This window comes from Thalassobacillus devorans, from assembly GCF_900176565.1.
Taxonomy (GTDB): Bacteria; Bacillota; Bacilli; order Bacillales; family Halobacillaceae; genus Thalassobacillus; species Thalassobacillus devorans_A.
This window is the reverse complement of record NZ_FXEH01000004.1, coordinates 275,433-291,371: the sequence shown is the minus strand read 5'-3', so window position 1 is coordinate 291,371 and position 15,939 is coordinate 275,433. Positions and strand designations below refer to the sequence as shown.

Sequence of the window (15,939 nt, the reverse complement as noted above, 5' to 3'; positions counted from 1 at the left end):
TAACGCCACCATCTCATTCTTCAATTTCTACAATCATTTCAATCTCGATGGCTGTCCCGCCTGGAAGCTGTGCCATTCCAACTGCTGAACGGGCATGACGCCCTCTTTCCCCAAACACTTCGACCAGAAGATCAGAGGCCCCGTCGATCACTTTGGGCTGATTTATAAAATCTTCTGTACAATTCACCATTCCTAATAATTTGACAACACGCTTCACTTTACTTAATTCTTGAAGCTCAGCTTTTAAAACACATAACAGGTTCAGCATGGATATTCGTGCGGCTTGATATCCTTCTTCAACACTTAAATCTAATCCAAGCTTCCCATGGTATTGATCTACCCCCTGACCAGCAGTGAAGATTAGATTACCTACTTTTACGTGGCTCACATAATTCCCCACCGCCGAGCGAACAGGAGAAAGTTCAAGACCGAGGTTTTGCAGTTTCTCCTCTGGCGTGATTACTTTTTGTTCCATAATTTAACCTTTTCTCCTTTACATTTAAGAATCGGAGCGCATTCTCCCCTAATAACATGCTTTTCTGTGCTTCAGTCAAATTATCCATTTCATCTACTACTTTCCCAGGCGGAATTTCTCGCAATAAAAATGGATAATCGGAACCCATCATCACTCGGTCGTGGCCAAAACGATCAATCAAGTAGTTGATATTAAGAGAATCATAGTTTAATGAATCAAAATAAAAGTTCTTCACATAATGGCTTGGCGGATGAGGGGTCAATCTTAAATGCGGCCATACTTCCCACCCTTTATCCAGTCTTGGGAGGATATACGGGAAAGATCCACCCCCATGGGCCAAGCAAACCTTCAACTTCGGGAACTTTTCGATGACTCCGCTCCAAATCAAGCTGGCGGCTGCCAGTGCTGTTTCACTGGGCATCCCTATGGTGTACATAAAATTGTGACGTGGCGTGCGATCTTTCGCCATCGTCTCCCAGGGATGAATGAATAAAGGCACATTCCATTCTTCGGCTTTTTCGAAGAATTCGAGGAATTGAGGGGAGTCAAGATTCTCCCCATTGATATTTGTACCAATTTCAATTCCGTAAAGGTGGAGCTCGTTGATACATCGTTCCATTTCTTTAATGGCAGCTTTTACGTTTTGCATGGGAACTGTACCCAAACCAATAAAACGTGCCGGGTTTTTCTTGACAGTTTCAGAAATGAAATCGTTCTGTATTTTGGCCATCTCTGTAGCAGCTTTTACGTCTGCCCAATAGGAAAAGGTGACCGGAATCGGGGAAAGCACCTGAATATCTACACCCTCCCTATCCATATCCTTAATCCTTTTTTCCGGGTCCCAAACTTGATCGGTAACTTCCCTGAATACGTTGTCTTCGATCATAATATTTGCGCCACAAGCACAGGTTTGATTCAAAGTGGGCCATTTGCCCTCATACTTTTCTGTGAAGTCAGGTAAATCTTTTGGGATAATATGTGTGTGAAAATCTACCCTCATGCCTTCCATTCCTTTGCTTCAGGAGACATTACATACCCGCACTTATCACAAGTTCGAAGTTCCTCACTTCCGTTGAATGTTTCAATCGCTTCTTTAACTTGTGTTCCTATGTCAGTCAATTGCACAGTAGCACGGTGCATTTCATGGTTACAGTTATCACAGAACCAGGAGAAACTCTCAAGCTCTCCCTCTCCTCTCTTACGCTCAATCACTATGCCATAGGAGTCTGCAACCCGGTGTGGAGAATGAGGGACATGCGCTGGAAGCATGAACATCTCTCCTTCTCCAACTTCTACGATCTCACGTTCTCCCTCTCCATTGATGCATTCTACAAAGGCGCTTCCTTTCACCTGATAGAAGAACTCATCAGCAGGGTCGATATGGAAGTCACGACGCTTGTTAGGTCCCCCAAGGAGCATCGCGATGTACTCGGAATCTTCCCATAGCACTTTATTATTTACAGGCGGTTGCAATAAATGTTTGTTTTCCTCAATCGTTTTCTGTAGATCCAACACCCTGGATTTCAGTAAAGATGTAGATTTAGTGGACATAATAAATCCTCCTTGTGTTTATTTATCTATCAAACTAATTTGTAACCGCTTTCACAAAGCGTTAATATAACCCAAATCTTTAGAAATATTTTCTGCTGTGCTCACAACATTTTTAATCATATCTTCACGGTTTTTGCCATTCATATAAGTGATTGGCCCTACCATATTCAAGGACGCAATTATTTGGCCGGTATACGAACGGATAGGTGCTGCTATTCCATATAAACCTAGCTCATTTTCATTGTTGCTTATCGCATATCCTTGCTTCTTAATTTGTCTTAATTCTTCCTTTAAGGTATCCAGGTCTGTAATCGTATTGGGTGCCAGTTTTAAAAGGCCTTTGGATATCGTAGGTTTAAGAAAGGATGGATTATAAGCTAGTAACACTTTTCCCGTACTCGTACAATAGGCTGGTTTGGTAGCACCAATATAAGTTGGTACTGGGAGGGAATCTTTCGACTGCACTTTTAGGACAAAGCGAACTTCCCCGGCATCAAACATTCCGATGTGCACGGTGCCATGAAATTTTCTAACCAGTCGTTCACAAAAAGGAGTGGCTTCATTGTAGATGTCCTGCTGGTACATCACGTGATTACTCCATTCAAGAAGCTTCCAGCCTAAACGATATCTTCGACGGCTATCTTGTATTAGGATCCCTTCCTGACATAACGTACGTACAAGGTGGTTCACCGTACTTGGATTCATTCCTAACTTCTCTGCAATTTCTAAATTACCAAGCGCGGGTTCATCATTAGTAAAACAATTTAGAATTTTGGAAACTTTCCGAACAGACGAGATCACTTAGCTTCCTTCCCCCTTATTTCTATAACGTTTATAAGTAATTTTTCCCATATTAACCAGTATAAAGGAATTACTTAAATAAACGCTAACCAGCCCTGACGAAAATTGTATATTTAGGTCGTTTGTACCTGGTCGACTTTCGTTCCTTTCAACGCCTCATCTACCATTTCAAATTTATTCTTACGTTTGAATCCGTTATAAAAACGCCCTAGCCTTCTGACAGGATCACCAGAATAATAACGCTCATATTGAAGCAGACGTTGACCGAATGCTTCTCCACTTAGATCCCAGGCAAGCTTGAATAATTGCACCCTTTCTTCTGAAGAAACTCCTTCACGTCCTACATAATATTTCTCAGTAACGCTTCTGAGTTCCGGATTGACAAAGTCTGCCTCTGATGGGGACATCAACAAGCCGCCAGCACCGATCGTCTGAATAACCTCGACTGCTCTCGGGTACATTTTTGGCAGCATACCACGGATAGTCTCCAGCGGGGTACCTGCTGGCATCACTTCCCCATGAGGCAATGTCTCATACTCATATTCAGAAACACGGAGTAACGACCTTATAGCTTCTACTGACTGCATCAACTCTCCCAGTTGGGTCTGAACATTTAAATATCCATCGACACCGATAGAGTCCGCAACCCTGGCAGCCACTTCCGAAGCAAATTGCAGCTTGATTAACCCTCTTACCCCCGATTGATGTGCAGGCTGTTGACCGATGCCTGTTTTAGGATACAGCAGGTTAGCGGCCTCTACGTTTTGATTGATGAATATTCTATGTTTAGGGACGAACACATCATTAAATACAAGGAGGGCATCCATTTCTTCGTAACGTGAGGAAAGCGGGTGATCGAATAGGGAACGCTTGCCATCCTGCGCTGGCTCCCGGCAAATGATTTGTAACCCTGGTGTATCTAACGGTAATGCGAATGCGATGGCATATTTTTCGTCTCCTGGTTTAAATCCAGGAAAAGAATAGATAATAACTTCGTCTGTAATCGGAGCAAGAGTTGCAAGCATTTTTGCTCCTCGTACGACAAAGCCATCTTCTCTATCTTCAACCACCCCTAAATGAGTAAACTCATCACTTTGCTCATGAGAAGCCTTACTCCGATCATTCTGTGGATTAATAATGGCATGCGTTAAGAAGAGATCATTATCACGAATATACTTGTGATAATCGATCATATTTTTTGCCCATTCAGAATCATACTGTTCAAGGAACCACGAGTTACTCGCCATCGCTGTTACAGTCACATTCAAGAAATCCGGTGTCCTGCCCATTAGCCCAAATGTGGCTCTTGCCCAAATTTCAAAAAGTTTTGAACGCGCTTTCAAATCTTCGTATGACTTTGGTACTTTGAAAGCCTGAGAAACTCGTTCCCCATTCTCCTCGCAAATATAAGTAACATCGTCTCGGTACGCAGGGTCATTTTGCATATCATAAAGTTTAGCAATTTCCTTAATCGGCTGATGAAAAACCGGCTCGTTGTAAACATCCGTAACCTTTTGACCACCGAGCCATACCTCAGGCTGCCGCGATTTTAAACCTTCTATATATTCCGCTCCAGTACGAATCCCCATAACAGTTGTGCCTCCTTCAATTAATCTGTAACATAGTTTTCAATAGCCTTTGTCTGACGAAATTTACCTTTGAAGAACACTAATCCATCATCTTCCTGATACGTATAATTCTTAACTTCACCTAAAAATAAAACATGGTCTCCACCATCATATTCTTTCCATGGACTACACTCGATGGTCGCTAATGCTCCCTTTATTTTGGGACCGTATTCACATTCTTCCCACTCGATGGTTAAGCCTTGTTGTTCACGGCCGGCAAATTGCCAGGCAATGGCTTCTTGGCCTGAGGATAAGATATTTACAATGAAACTCTTGTTTTTAAGACTTTCATAAGCCTTAGCATTCTTATCAATAGATACCAAAATAAGAGGAGGATCCAAGGATACAGATGTAAAAGAGTTGACCGTAATCCCTTTCTTAACCTCATCCTCTTCACTCCAGGTAACAACCGTTACACCAGTGGCAAAACTTCCCAAACAATTTCTTAAGTCGCGCACATCCATTTTCGTTATTCCACCTCCATAAGTAAATTCTGTAAACACTATACAAAATTATGAAATAGTAAAAAGCTCAAAATTTCATATTATGAAATTCCGGGATATTTTTTTAATATTTCTGATTAAACCGACTAATTTCTTTATTCAGAAACTTCAAACAAGAAAAAAGACAGTGAACTTGTCGATTCACTGCCCGAAGATTAATTATGCTCCTAGATATTTGCTAGTAATGGTATAAAGTTTGTACTTCGTTAATCACTTTCACCATATTCTTCGTCATATAATTCTCCTGCTCTCCAAACCGAAGATACTTATAGCCATCCACTTCCGGTGTCTCCTTTTTTGTATACGGATGAATAAAATAGGAGGAACAACTCATTTCTGCCGTATCAGGAAGCTTGTCAACTTTCAGTAAAAAAAGATGAAGGTCCTTCTTAGGGTTGTAGTCGAACACCCCTAAATCGACCAGTTCTTCTTTAGGAACATCCAAGTTGGTTTCTTCTTTCACTTCTCGAACACAGGTTGATCTTGGGTCTTCCCCTTCCCCGACTTCTCCTTTTGGCAAGTCATAGAACCAATTGCCTGTTGAATGACATCCAAGGAATTTTTCTCCATCTGTCAGTATCAAGCCTGCTGATAGTTTTTTCATTAAAGATCACCTGCTCGTAATGTCTAAATGTAGTATTCCATCTTTGATAGTGTGTACAAAATTAAAAAAGCCTATCCTGACGATTCCTCAGAATAGGCTAATAGATTAATTAGTTAATAGTTTTTCTAAATGTCTGATCGTTGGGGTCAGGTTGGCCAGGAAATATGATTCTTTCAACCTTCTCGCTGGATTGCTTTTTTGCAGGTAAGCCGCTCCGCCGTTATGCAGCATATCCGCCTGGACGGCTTTCAGTGCAAGCTTGGCTACGGCTAAACGAACTTTAAGAATATCTGTCCATTCTTGTCCAGTGACCAACGTGTATAATTTATTGCGAAGATAGGCATGTTTTTCGGCAAGTTCGTCAGCTTGAACAGTCAAATGACAATTCGCGCCGCCTTGTTTCCTGGATGCTTTTCGAATGGATTCTATTGAAGCTTCAATGATTCCCAATCCTAAAGGTACCTGGTAAAGTACGAAATACGGACGGATCTTTTTAATAAATTGTTGAGCGTTGGTGGAGATGATCCATTTCTCAGGGATAAAGACATCGTTGAACTGGCAGGCAAAAGTAGCACTGCCGTTAACCCCAAGGTAATCCGCTTTCTCCTTGAACTTTAGACCTTCAGCCTCGCACGGAACAAAGGCCATTAGGTGCTTCCCCTCATTGGTATTGGCAACCGCTCCGAACCAATGACCTTTTCCCAGGTTAGAGACAGAAGGCAAGTTACCGGATAAGATCCAGCCTTCCTCTTTTCTTTCTGCCTGCAAATGAAGGGGTTCCAGGCCAGCATAGTTTTTCATTGGGTTGGACAACCCAGTGGCACCAAGTGTCCCCCCATTTTCCAGTTGAGGAAGCAATTCTCTCTTAAGCGTTTCCTTATCGCTGCAGCGCAGGTAAGTCAATGAAGCGAGATGGCACCAAAGATTGAAAGCCGTTGTCATACATGTTTTTGCTGTTTCTTCGACCAGCTGCATCTCATTGTAAACGACTTCGTCTTTTATGTGACCTGGCGACTGAAACAAGCCGGCCTTCCCGAGACTTAGCAGATAATCCTCTGCATAAAAGGCGTCGAGATCCACTTTCTTAACGTATGGTTTCAATTTTTCTTTGATTAATGGGGCTATTTTATTATGTTGATCCGCATTCCCTTCGGTTATCATAGCCGGTCAGCGCCCCTTTCCATAAACTAATACAAGTTAATCATTGTTGATTTCAGTAATCGAATCGAGTGGAGTATTTACTGCTTCCCGGGCACGTTTCACCGCATCTTCATCTGGTGCATCATAAAAGCAGAGGCATTTCGTCATATCTTCACAAACATACGTCCTCGAGAAAGAAACCTCTGGTACTTCTGCATAATGTACGGAATTCTTTTTCTTGCGTGCCAGGTATTGATCCATTGTGAGATCTTCAGGAAGATTCCACTCGACTAAATAGTTCACTTTATCTGCCTGCTTTTTCACTTCTTCCAGTTCTTTTCCAACAATCCGTACTTCCTTGATCAAGTCGATTGCTACACCTTCATCTTTCAATTCCTTTTCTAAGGTCTCAGCACTTTCTGCTTCGAAGATGAAAAAGACTCTTTCGAAATCTTTGGAAACCTGTACTTCGATCAGATTGACATTATTTTGTTCTAAACTTGTTTTTAATTTCTCGACTGAGCCTTCAAACTCTTCTTTATCAGAAATTCTTTCTTTTAACGTGGATTCTACTAAATATAACGCCATTTCTTATCCTCTCCTCATAAAATGATTATTCCGATAAACTTAATCAACTTTAACTATATTGTTAGTTTATGCTACTAAGTTCAAAAAATCAACCTAGTATTATAAAAAAATTATGTTATCATCAAATTACGAAAATTCAATGGAGGGAAAAACATGAAAGCTACTTATGATTTACCTTGCAATATAGCACAAACTTTAAACATCATCGGCGATCGATGGACGCTATTAATCGTTCACGAAATATTCATTGGTAACAATACCTTCAGTGAGATCAAAAGAGGGTTGAATGGGATTTCATCCAACTTACTGTCAGATCGCCTGAAATATTTAGAAGAAAGCGGACTCGTCGCTTCCTCCTTGTACAGCGACCATCCCCCTCGTTACGCTTATAATTTGACAGATAGCGGAAAAGATTTAGAGGATGTTTTCAATTCTATTATCCTTTGGGGGCGACAGCATCTCGATAAATGTTATAAGAAAATTATCCACGATAAATGTAACCATGAAGTTGACATCACATACTACTGCTCTTATTGTAACGAGAATGTTGATGAACTTTCCGTGGTGGAAGTGGATTAAAGACAGGGACCTGGCCCCTGTCTTTTTTATTGTGATCAGTCGTTCGGTACAATTCCCCATTGCTTTTCAATCCAACGTTCAAACAAACGAATTGCTTTATCCAGCAGCAGCCCACATACACCGATGAAAATAATCCCGGCAAGCACGAGATCCAGCCGCAGCAGGTTCCGGGCATCTACTATAAGGTATCCAAGTCCCGATTGCGCCCCTACCATTTCACCAGAAACGAGGAAAATCCACGCAGTGCCGAGACCGATATGAAGTCCATTAGCGATAGCTGGAAAAGCCGCCGGGAAAATGATTTTCGTCATTAACTGTGGCTGTTTGATCTCTAAATTCCTGGCCAGCTTCAGATAAGTTCCATCCACCTTTTTAACCCCTGAGACAGTTGATAAAAGAACGGGGAAGAAGGCAGCAATGAAAATAATGACAATCGCCGGAGCACTCCCGATACCGAACCATAAAACGATGAATGGGGACCACGCAATCGGGGCTACTGGTCTTAATAATTGAACAATCGGATCAAAAACATCCCATAGCTTCGTCATCCTTCCTAACAACAAGCCGAGCAGTACAGCCACGACCACAGCTGAAAGGTAGCCGACCAAAAAGCGATACATACTTACCTTCAAGTGTTCAAAAAATGTCCCATCTGCAATCAAGGAAACGATCCCTTCCGCTACCATAAGTGGCGGAGGTAATAATGCTTCCTCGAAATCAAACAGCATTGTCGTCAATTGCCAGATTACTATAATGATGCTTATGCCTATGAAAATATTAGTAGTTTTCCGTAGCGTTTTCATTCAATCACTTCGCCTTATCTATGAAAGTATTATCTACAAATTCTTCATAAGAAGGAGGGTTTTCCGATAACCCCATTTCCTGCAGGTAGCTGCTTAACTCATGGTAAGAATCTTCTGGAATCTTCAAATCATCATAGGAAATCCATTTCAAGGATAAATTCATCACTTCTTCGTTTACTTTCATGTATTCCGAAGCTACGTCATGGACATGCTGATCTTTTTTCTCTGCCTCTTTACCAGCTTCCACATAGCTATTCATGAATTCCTGAACCAGTTCTTTATCTTTCTCGATAAAATCATTGTGTAAAATCAATGCACAATCCACAGAATCCGTCCATAATTCATCAGATTGATAGAGGACTTTACCTTTTCCTAACGCAACAGACTGGGCACCAAAAGGTTCTGCTACCACGTAGCCCGCAATTCTGCCTTCGGAAAGGGCGGCAGGCATTTCAGCTGGAGGCATTTCCACAGCATTCACATCTTCATAGGCTAATCCCTCTTTTTTCAGCATTTGGTACAGGAGAATATTATGTGTGGAAAATTTATGTGGGATCGCGAAAGTTTCTCCCTTTAAATCTTGAACACTTTCTATTTCGTTACCGGTAACCAGAACGTTACCATCCCGGTGTCCCAATGCTACTGCTTTCAAATCAATTCCTTGTTCTTTCGCTTTCATCGCAACGGTTACTAAAGCAGAAGCCCCATCAATTTGTCCTGTATTTAATGCGTCCATCAAATCTGGCCAAGACGGAAACTTCACCAGCTCAATATTGAAATTCTTATCTTGTTCTTCTATTAAATGCTTTTCCATATATAAAGGGACGGCATGGGTAATCGGTAAGTATCCCAGCTTGATTGTCGGCTTACCATCTCCGTCGGTTTCCGAATCCGAACCACATGCACTCAAGACGAGAAACAGTACCGAGAATGAAGCTATCCATAGCATTTTTTTTGCAAACATAATAATCAGTCCTCCGATTACTTTTAAATATTATATTCCAAAGAAGGAGTTGCACTGCTCAATTGGAATTCTTCCAGTATCAATTTCCTGAAATATTGAAAGTCTCTTCCACTTCTGTCTCTTGGTTTATAAGCGTTGATTACCACTTCTCGTTGGATATCACCGGAGTTGGTGCTCATAATGAAGACCCGATCAGCCAGGTAAATCGCTTCATCAATATCATGGGTAACCAATATTATCGTTGTGTTGGCCTCTTTTTGTATTTTAAGGAGCTCGTCTTGCAGGTAATAACGATTGAAGGTGTCCAATGCTCCGAATGGTTCATCCATTAAAAGCAATTCCGGCTCGATTGCCAAAGCTCTAGCAATCGCTACCCGTTGCTGCATTCCACCCGATAACTGATGTGGAAAGCGATCCCATTTATCCTGGAGACCAACCATTTGAAGATAGTGAAGAGCTTTTTCTTTTCGCTCTGCTGATGAAAGGTTAGTGTCTTCCAAACCTAATTCCACATTCTTTTGCACCGACCTCCATGGTAATAAGCCATAATTCTGAAAAAGCATGACACTTCTTCTACTGGGACTGGTCACTTTCTCTCCTTCAAATAAAACACTTCCACTATCCGGAGTTTCGAACCCGCCAATTACGTTTAGCAGTGTACTCTTTCCACACCCGCTTTGTCCGATGACTGCAATTGTTTCTCCTCTTTCAATATCGACATTAATACTCTTTAATACCTCTTCTTTAGTACCCTTGTTTAGAAAACTCTTCGTCAAATTCCTGATTTGAATCGCATGATCACTCAATTGCCACCCTCCAATCCCATTAATTCATATAAAATTACTGTGTTTTAATGTTGTAAGTTATTCTATTATACTTTGTATAAAAAAACAACTGGCTTCGCCAGTTAAATTTCATCCATTTCCTTACATCCAGAAATAATCACTCGGCAACTCCATACGTTTCCTTTTTGGAGTCACGATTGTCAATATGCCATTCTCAAAATAAGTGGAAGTTTCTTCTTGTGAAATCAAAAAAGGCAATGTAATAGATTGCTCTGCTGTGTGTACGGACTGTTCTTTATGGTAATGATTGTTAGCTTCATCGATTGTTTCGATGATTTCCTTTTTCTCTGCAAGTATCCACAATTGATTTCCTGATATTTCTACTCTCACTTGGTCTTTATCAAATTCCGGGAGCTCCGCTTTTACGATAACTTCTGTTTTAGTTTCTTGGATGTTTACAGGGATTGTTGCTGAATGGAAGAAAGGCTTCAGCTGTTTCATCGTTTTATCGAATAAGGTATCAACGGAGCGGAGGAAATCGTAAAATCTTTCATCGAACAAATTTGGTAGGTTGTTTTTCTTTGAGCCCATCGGTCACCCCCCCTTATTCTTTACTTACTAACAAGTTATGTTATATGGGCGGAATTGTACCAGCTAACCAGGTAAATTGGGCGCAAGCAAAACCCGAAGTGAAAATACTGATTATTTCCAATTTTACTATTATAACCAATTGTATTTACCATTCAATTATTTTCCTATAAAATGACAATGCTAGAGATGGAAGGGGAGATAAGGATGTTGAAAAAATTATTTCTAATAACAGGACTACTCATCGCCCTTGTAGCAGCTGGTTGTTCTCAATCAGGCGCAGACGAGGAAAATGAATCTAACGGTCAGGAAGCACAAGAAAATGAAAGCGCTGAAAATAATGGTGAAGCAGATGAAAAAGCAGTTAAATCCGCTTTACTTAAGACTCAAATGAACCTTGCTGAGGAGCTTCGCCCGTACCATTCAAAGATTGCTGGCTACGAAGCTATGAAAGCGGATGAAGAAAATCAGCCAGAGGATGAAGAATTGCAGGCAGCTGGTGAGGAAGCGCAAGCTGCAGCAGGAGAAGCTGTGAGCGCGGTAGAAAGCTTTGAAGTCAGTGAGGAATTACCTGATAACATGAAAGAGGATTACAAGAGTGCGCTTGATTCACTGAAAGCTTATTATGAGGAAGCACAAAGGTCATTAGAAGAAGCACCTGCAGAAGCGGACTTATCAGGAGCACAAGAAAACTTTGACCAATTCCAGGAAAAACTGGACAGTGTTTATGAAGAGGCAGGCTTGCTGCCAGTAAATATGAGTTCGGAATTAAGCTAAATAAGTTATGCAGGAGGGAGAGATCCCTTCTGCTTTTTTGTATTCAGAAATTTTGCCATTGCCAAACACCATTACCATGAAAAAAGAACCAGGCCGGGCGCAAAAGCGTAAGGTCTGGTTCTCGTCTTTTATAAAATCCCAATTGATGCCAGCAAGATAACAAACGCAACAGAGATGATTGGAATAAGGACGGCTACAACGAAAATGTCTTTATAACTGTCTTTATGGGTCATCCCGGTTATTGCGAACAACGTCAGTACTGCGCCATTATGCGGCAGCGCATCAAGACCTCCTGATGACAGGGATGCAATCCGGTGAAAGGCTTCCGGACTGATGCCCGTGTTTTGTGCTATTTCATAATACTTAGAACCAAGTGCTTCCAACGCGATCCCCATCCCCCCAGATGCGGAACCGGTAGCACCGGCTAAAATATTTACAGCGATCGCTTCTGAAATGAGTGGATGGCCTTTGACTCCCATCAGTAATTCTGTCAGCCGTTCGAATCCTGGCACTTCACGAACAACCGTACCGAAACCGACCGCAGCACTCGTATTGATGATAGCGATGACAGATCCGTTTGCCCCTTTGTTCATCGATGAAATGAAGCGTTTGAATTTACCTGGATTCAATACCATGATCAACAAGATACCAGCGATCAACGCTGCGACAACATCCCAGCCAAATACATTCAATGTAATAAGTACAGTTAATAGTGGAAGTACAGAAAGAAGGAAGTTCGGATCGTCCTCTTCTTCCACTTCCATCATATTTTTATCATTTGGCTCGGTGAAAACTTCCCCTCTGTTGGTCAGTTTCTTTTCCTGCCACCTTAAATAAAAATATCCTCCGACCGCCATGATGATAGCAGCAATAATCCCCATCGCAGGCGCTGCCATAGCGTCTGTCTGGAAATACTGCATCGGGATCAGGTTCTGAATCTGCGGTGTTCCCGGAATGGCTGTCATCGTAAAGGTAAACGCCCCTAACGCGACGGTTGCCGGGATAAGTTTTCTAGAGATGTTCGCCTCACGGAACAAGGATAGTGCCAGTGGATAGACGGCGAAAACGACGACAAACAAGCTGACGCCCCCGTAAGTCAAAACCGCTGCAGATGCCAGCACTCCAAGAATAGCGCGCTTTGTTCCAATCAGTTTTGTCAATGCGACAGCGACGGACCGGGCCATGCCGGTGTCTTCCATCAGTTTTCCAAAAATAGCCCCAAGCATGAAGACAGGAAACCATGCTTTAGCAAAATCAACGAATCCGCCCATATACGTATCTTTATAGGCGTCTAACAGATCGAGACCGCCCGTGACCGCTACGACTCCTGCAGCAATCGGGGCCACCCAGATGATGGACCAGCCAAGATAGGCCAGTGCCATCAACACGATGAGACCTAATAATATTCCAAACATGTTGATTCCTCCACTAGTTGAATAGTTTCTCCCAAACCTCTTTTATTTCTGTCGTTATACGATTTCTACAAGCATGGCGATGCCCTGGCCTCCCCCGATACACAAGGACGCAATGCCGTATTTTTCGTTTCTGCGTTTCAGTTCTTTAATGACGGTATACAAGACACGAGTGCCGCTTGCACCAATTGGATGACCAAGTGAGATGGCACCACCATTGACGTTTACTTTGTTACGATTCAGCCCAAGTTCTTTTTCTACAGCCAGGTACTGAGCGGCGAACGCTTCATTGACCTCGATCAAACCGATGTCATCCAGTGACAGGTCCGTTTGCTCCAATGCTTTTTTGATGGCTGGCACTGGCCCGATGCCCATGTATGCTGGATCGACCCCCGCTACGCCCCATGACACAATTTTCGCGAGAGGCTCAGGTTCTTTTCTTTTACAAAACTTTCACCGGCGAGTACAACAGCTCCAGCCCCATCATTGATACCGCTTGCATTTCCGCCAGTGACGGTGCCTTCTTTTTTGAAGGCAGGCTTTAGCTTTGCCAGCCCTTCAGGCGTCGTGTCCTCACGAATATGTTCATCCGTGTCGACAACTTTAGTTCCTTTACGGGATTTTACTTCAACTGGTACAATCTCTTCCTCAAATTTACCGCTATTGCGAGCTTCAGCTGCGCGTTTGTGGCTTTCTGATGCATAGGCGTCCTGATCTTCCCTTGAAATCTCGTATTTCTCTGAAAGATTCTCAGCTGTTACACCCATGCCTTTGCCAATATATTCGTCTGTCAAGGCAGCCCACAGCATGTCATCGACTTTCGGTGTGCCAAGCTTAGTACCGAAACGGCTGCCACGCATGGCATATGGCGATTGGCTCATATTCTCCACCCCGCCAGTCAAGGCGACTTTGCCCTCCCCGAGCTTGATGGACTGGGCTGCTGATACGACAGATTGCAATCCGGAACCACACAGTCTATTGACCGTAAGCGCCGGGCTTTCCATCGGCACACCGGATTTTAATGCAATATGCCTTACCATATATGGGGCGTTATTCGCGGAATGGATGACATTCCCCATCACCGTCAAATCAATATTCTCAGGTGTTATGCCGCTTCGCTTAATCGCTTCTTTGCTGACCGTCACCCCAAGATCCGTCGGGTCAACATCTTTCAGTGAACCTCCGAAGCTTCCAAATGCTGTTCGTGCACCTTCTAAAATATAAACGTTTTCCATATTGGCTTTCCTCCTTTTATTGAGCGGTATAGCCGCCATCGATAACCACTGCCTGCCCATTAACACCTTTTGCCTGATCACTGGCGAGGAATAATGTATAATCAGCTACTTCCTGAACCTGGAGCAGACGTTTTTGTGGCACTAATGGATAGATGACTTCCTCCAATACTTTTTCTAACGAGACGTTCCGGTTGTCAGCCAGGTCCTCCAGCTGGTTGCGGACAAGCGGCGTATCAACATAGCCTGGGCAAACGGCGTTCACGGTGATACCGTGTTCCGCGCCTTCCAATGCGGTAACTTTTGTCAGACCGATGACGCCATGCTTGGAGCTGTTATAAGCAGATTTACCTGCAAAACCGACCAATCCGTTGATGGAAGCCATATTAATAATACGGCCAAAGCCTTGTTTTTTCATGATTGGGAAGACATGCTTGGTAGCCATAAACGGTGCCACCAGCATAACTTTTGTAATGAACTCAAATTTTTCCGTTGGAAAATCCTCAATGGATGCTACGTGCTGAAGACCAGCATTATTAATCAACACATCAAGACGTCCATATTTTTCTACCGTCTGGTCGATTGCCTGCTGCAACTCTTCCTCTTTCGTTACATCACATTTAACGCCGATGCACTCATATCCTTCATCACTAAGCTTCTTCACAGCTTCCTGCAATTTTTCTTCGTTGATATCACTAAAAGCTACTTTAGCGCCGTTTTTGGCAAACTCTACTCCGATTTCGTGGCCAATACCACTGGCCGCTCCTGTAATGAAAACTACTTTGTTATCTACCATTAACTTCATCCCCCTGCTAAAAAATTAAAATGTTGCCGATAATAGATTTTCGCTGACCTTCAACTCTGCACCAGTTGAATCAATTACTTCATCTACTGTCCATCCTTCTGCGACTTCCACTAAAAGAAGCCCTTCATCCGTCACATCGATCACGGCACGGTCGGTGATGATACGGTCTACAACGCCTTCACCTGTAAGTGGCAATGTACATTCCTTAAGAATCTTCGGCTCGCCGTGTTTATTAACATGATCCATGATGATAACGATTTTCTTCGCACCATGTACAATATCCATGGCACCGCCCATGCCTTTAATCATTTTTCCGGGAATCATCCAGTTTGCCAGGTTACCAGTTTCTGAGACTTCCATTCCGCCAAGGATGGCAAGGTCCAGATGCTCCCCGCGAATCATCGCGAAAGATTCTGCACTGCTGCAGTAAGATGCTCCAGGAGCCGCAGTTACCGTCTCTTTACCTGCGTTAATTAAGTCTGGATCAACTTCTTCTTCGTATGGGGAGCGACCGATACCGACCAATCCATTTTCAGACTGCAGCACAATCTCTTTATCTTCCTGGATGTAGTTGGCTACCATTGTCGGCATCCCGATACCAAGGTTGACGTAGAAACCGTTTTCAATTTCGCGCTCTGCTCGTTTTGCAATTTTTTCTCTTACTAGTGCTTTATCCATGTTCACTGCCATGATGTTTCCCTCCT

The 15,939-nt window shown here is 42.8% G+C and carries 18 protein-coding genes and 1 pseudogene; 2 read left to right on the top strand and 17 right to left on the bottom strand.

All coding sequences use genetic code 11. The features are described from left to right. Nucleotides 1-13 precede the first annotated feature (13 nt). From B9Y67_RS03385 to B9Y67_RS03345, 9 genes are all read right to left on the bottom strand, one after another. Nucleotides 14-475, bottom strand: coding sequence for a RidA family protein (locus B9Y67_RS03385; RefSeq protein WP_085505367.1), 462 nt, complete (start codon nucleotides 473-475; stop codon nucleotides 14-16). Then, complete coding sequence (locus B9Y67_RS03380; protein WP_441007545.1) at nucleotides 423-1,475, bottom strand: amidohydrolase family protein; 1,053 nt, start codon at nucleotides 1,473-1,475, stop codon at nucleotides 423-425. The genes B9Y67_RS03385 and B9Y67_RS03380 overlap by 53 nt, the downstream gene beginning before the upstream one ends. Beyond that, a complete protein-coding gene (locus B9Y67_RS03375; protein WP_085505365.1) occupies nucleotides 1,472-2,026 on the bottom strand; it encodes a 3-hydroxyanthranilate 3,4-dioxygenase in 555 nt (184 codons plus the stop codon). Before B9Y67_RS03375 ends, B9Y67_RS03380 begins: the two co-directional genes overlap by 4 nt. 51 nt (nucleotides 2,027-2,077) lie before the next feature. Continuing rightward, nucleotides 2,078-2,827 carry an IclR family transcriptional regulator gene (locus tag B9Y67_RS03370; protein WP_085505364.1) on the bottom strand — a complete coding sequence of 250 codons (750 nt, stop codon included), beginning with the start codon at nucleotides 2,825-2,827 and terminating at the stop codon, nucleotides 2,078-2,080. Between the two features lie 113 nt (nucleotides 2,828-2,940). Then, nucleotides 2,941-4,416: a 4-hydroxyphenylacetate 3-hydroxylase family protein gene (locus tag B9Y67_RS03365; RefSeq protein WP_085505363.1), complete on the bottom strand. Its 1,476-nt coding sequence runs from the start codon at nucleotides 4,414-4,416 to the stop codon at nucleotides 2,941-2,943. A 20-nt stretch (nucleotides 4,417-4,436) separates the two neighbouring features. Further along, nucleotides 4,437-4,919, bottom strand: a complete 483-nt coding sequence (locus B9Y67_RS03360; RefSeq protein WP_085505362.1) for a flavin reductase family protein — start codon at nucleotides 4,917-4,919, stop codon at nucleotides 4,437-4,439. A 217-nt stretch (nucleotides 4,920-5,136) separates the two neighbouring features. Then, nucleotides 5,137-5,562 carry an NUDIX hydrolase gene (locus tag B9Y67_RS03355; RefSeq protein ID WP_085505361.1) on the bottom strand — a complete coding sequence of 142 codons (426 nt, stop codon included), beginning with the start codon at nucleotides 5,560-5,562 and terminating at the stop codon, nucleotides 5,137-5,139. Between the two features lie 105 nt (nucleotides 5,563-5,667). Continuing rightward, nucleotides 5,668-6,723, bottom strand: a complete 1,056-nt coding sequence (locus B9Y67_RS03350) for an acyl-CoA dehydrogenase family protein (RefSeq protein WP_085505360.1) — start codon at nucleotides 6,721-6,723, stop codon at nucleotides 5,668-5,670. 36 nt (nucleotides 6,724-6,759) lie between these two features. Further along, nucleotides 6,760-7,290 carry a DUF4242 domain-containing protein gene (locus B9Y67_RS03345; protein ID WP_085505359.1) on the bottom strand — a complete coding sequence of 177 codons (531 nt, stop codon included), beginning with the start codon at nucleotides 7,288-7,290 and terminating at the stop codon, nucleotides 6,760-6,762. A 153-nt stretch (nucleotides 7,291-7,443) separates the two neighbouring features. Here B9Y67_RS03345 and B9Y67_RS03340 point away from each other — a divergent pair, with 153 nt between their 5' ends. Then, on the top strand, nucleotides 7,444-7,869 hold the full coding sequence (locus tag B9Y67_RS03340; protein WP_085505358.1) for a winged helix-turn-helix transcriptional regulator: 426 nt from the start codon (nucleotides 7,444-7,446) through the stop codon (nucleotides 7,867-7,869). 35 nt (nucleotides 7,870-7,904) lie between these two features. Here B9Y67_RS03340 and B9Y67_RS03335 read toward each other — a convergent pair whose 3' ends face one another. The 4 genes from B9Y67_RS03335 to B9Y67_RS03320 form a co-directional block, all read right to left on the bottom strand. Further along, entirely contained in the window at nucleotides 7,905-8,672 is a 768-nt protein-coding gene (locus B9Y67_RS03335; protein WP_085505357.1) for an ABC transporter permease, read from the bottom strand. Nucleotides 8,673-8,676: 4 nt separating this feature from the next. Beyond that, complete coding sequence (locus B9Y67_RS03330; protein ID WP_085505356.1) at nucleotides 8,677-9,636, bottom strand: ABC transporter substrate-binding protein; 960 nt, start codon at nucleotides 9,634-9,636, stop codon at nucleotides 8,677-8,679. 23 nt (nucleotides 9,637-9,659) lie between these two features. Beyond that, entirely contained in the window at nucleotides 9,660-10,442 is a 783-nt protein-coding gene (locus B9Y67_RS03325) for an ABC transporter ATP-binding protein (RefSeq protein ID WP_085505355.1), read from the bottom strand. A gap of 120 nt (nucleotides 10,443-10,562) precedes the next feature. After that, a complete protein-coding gene (locus tag B9Y67_RS03320) occupies nucleotides 10,563-11,012 on the bottom strand; it encodes an Hsp20/alpha crystallin family protein (RefSeq protein WP_085505354.1) in 450 nt (149 codons plus the stop codon). Between the two features lie 204 nt (nucleotides 11,013-11,216). Between B9Y67_RS03320 and B9Y67_RS03315 the strand changes: the two genes are divergently transcribed. After that, the gene (locus tag B9Y67_RS03315) at nucleotides 11,217-11,786 is read left to right on the top strand and encodes a hypothetical protein (RefSeq protein ID WP_085505353.1); all 570 of its coding nucleotides are present in this window, start codon (nucleotides 11,217-11,219) and stop codon (nucleotides 11,784-11,786) included. Between the two features lie 128 nt (nucleotides 11,787-11,914). Here B9Y67_RS03315 and B9Y67_RS03310 read toward each other — a convergent pair whose 3' ends face one another. The 4 genes and pseudogenes from B9Y67_RS03310 to B9Y67_RS03295 all read right to left on the bottom strand — a co-directional run bounded on the left by B9Y67_RS03310 (nucleotide 11,915) and on the right by B9Y67_RS03295 (nucleotide 15,925). Further along, nucleotides 11,915-13,201 carry a GntP family permease gene (locus B9Y67_RS03310; RefSeq protein WP_085505352.1) on the bottom strand — a complete coding sequence of 429 codons (1,287 nt, stop codon included), beginning with the start codon at nucleotides 13,199-13,201 and terminating at the stop codon, nucleotides 11,915-11,917. 54 nt (nucleotides 13,202-13,255) lie between these two features. Continuing rightward, nucleotides 13,256-14,433 (bottom strand): annotated as a pseudogene (locus B9Y67_RS03305) (acetyl-CoA C-acetyltransferase). A gap of 16 nt (nucleotides 14,434-14,449) precedes the next feature. Continuing rightward, nucleotides 14,450-15,226 (bottom strand): 3-hydroxybutyrate dehydrogenase, encoded by a 777-nt coding sequence (locus tag B9Y67_RS03300; protein ID WP_085505351.1) that lies wholly within the window; start codon nucleotides 15,224-15,226, stop codon nucleotides 14,450-14,452. Between the two features lie 24 nt (nucleotides 15,227-15,250). After that, nucleotides 15,251-15,925 carry a 3-oxoacid CoA-transferase subunit B gene (locus B9Y67_RS03295; protein WP_176223899.1) on the bottom strand — a complete coding sequence of 225 codons (675 nt, stop codon included), beginning with the start codon at nucleotides 15,923-15,925 and terminating at the stop codon, nucleotides 15,251-15,253. Nucleotides 15,926-15,939: the final 14 nt, after the last annotated feature.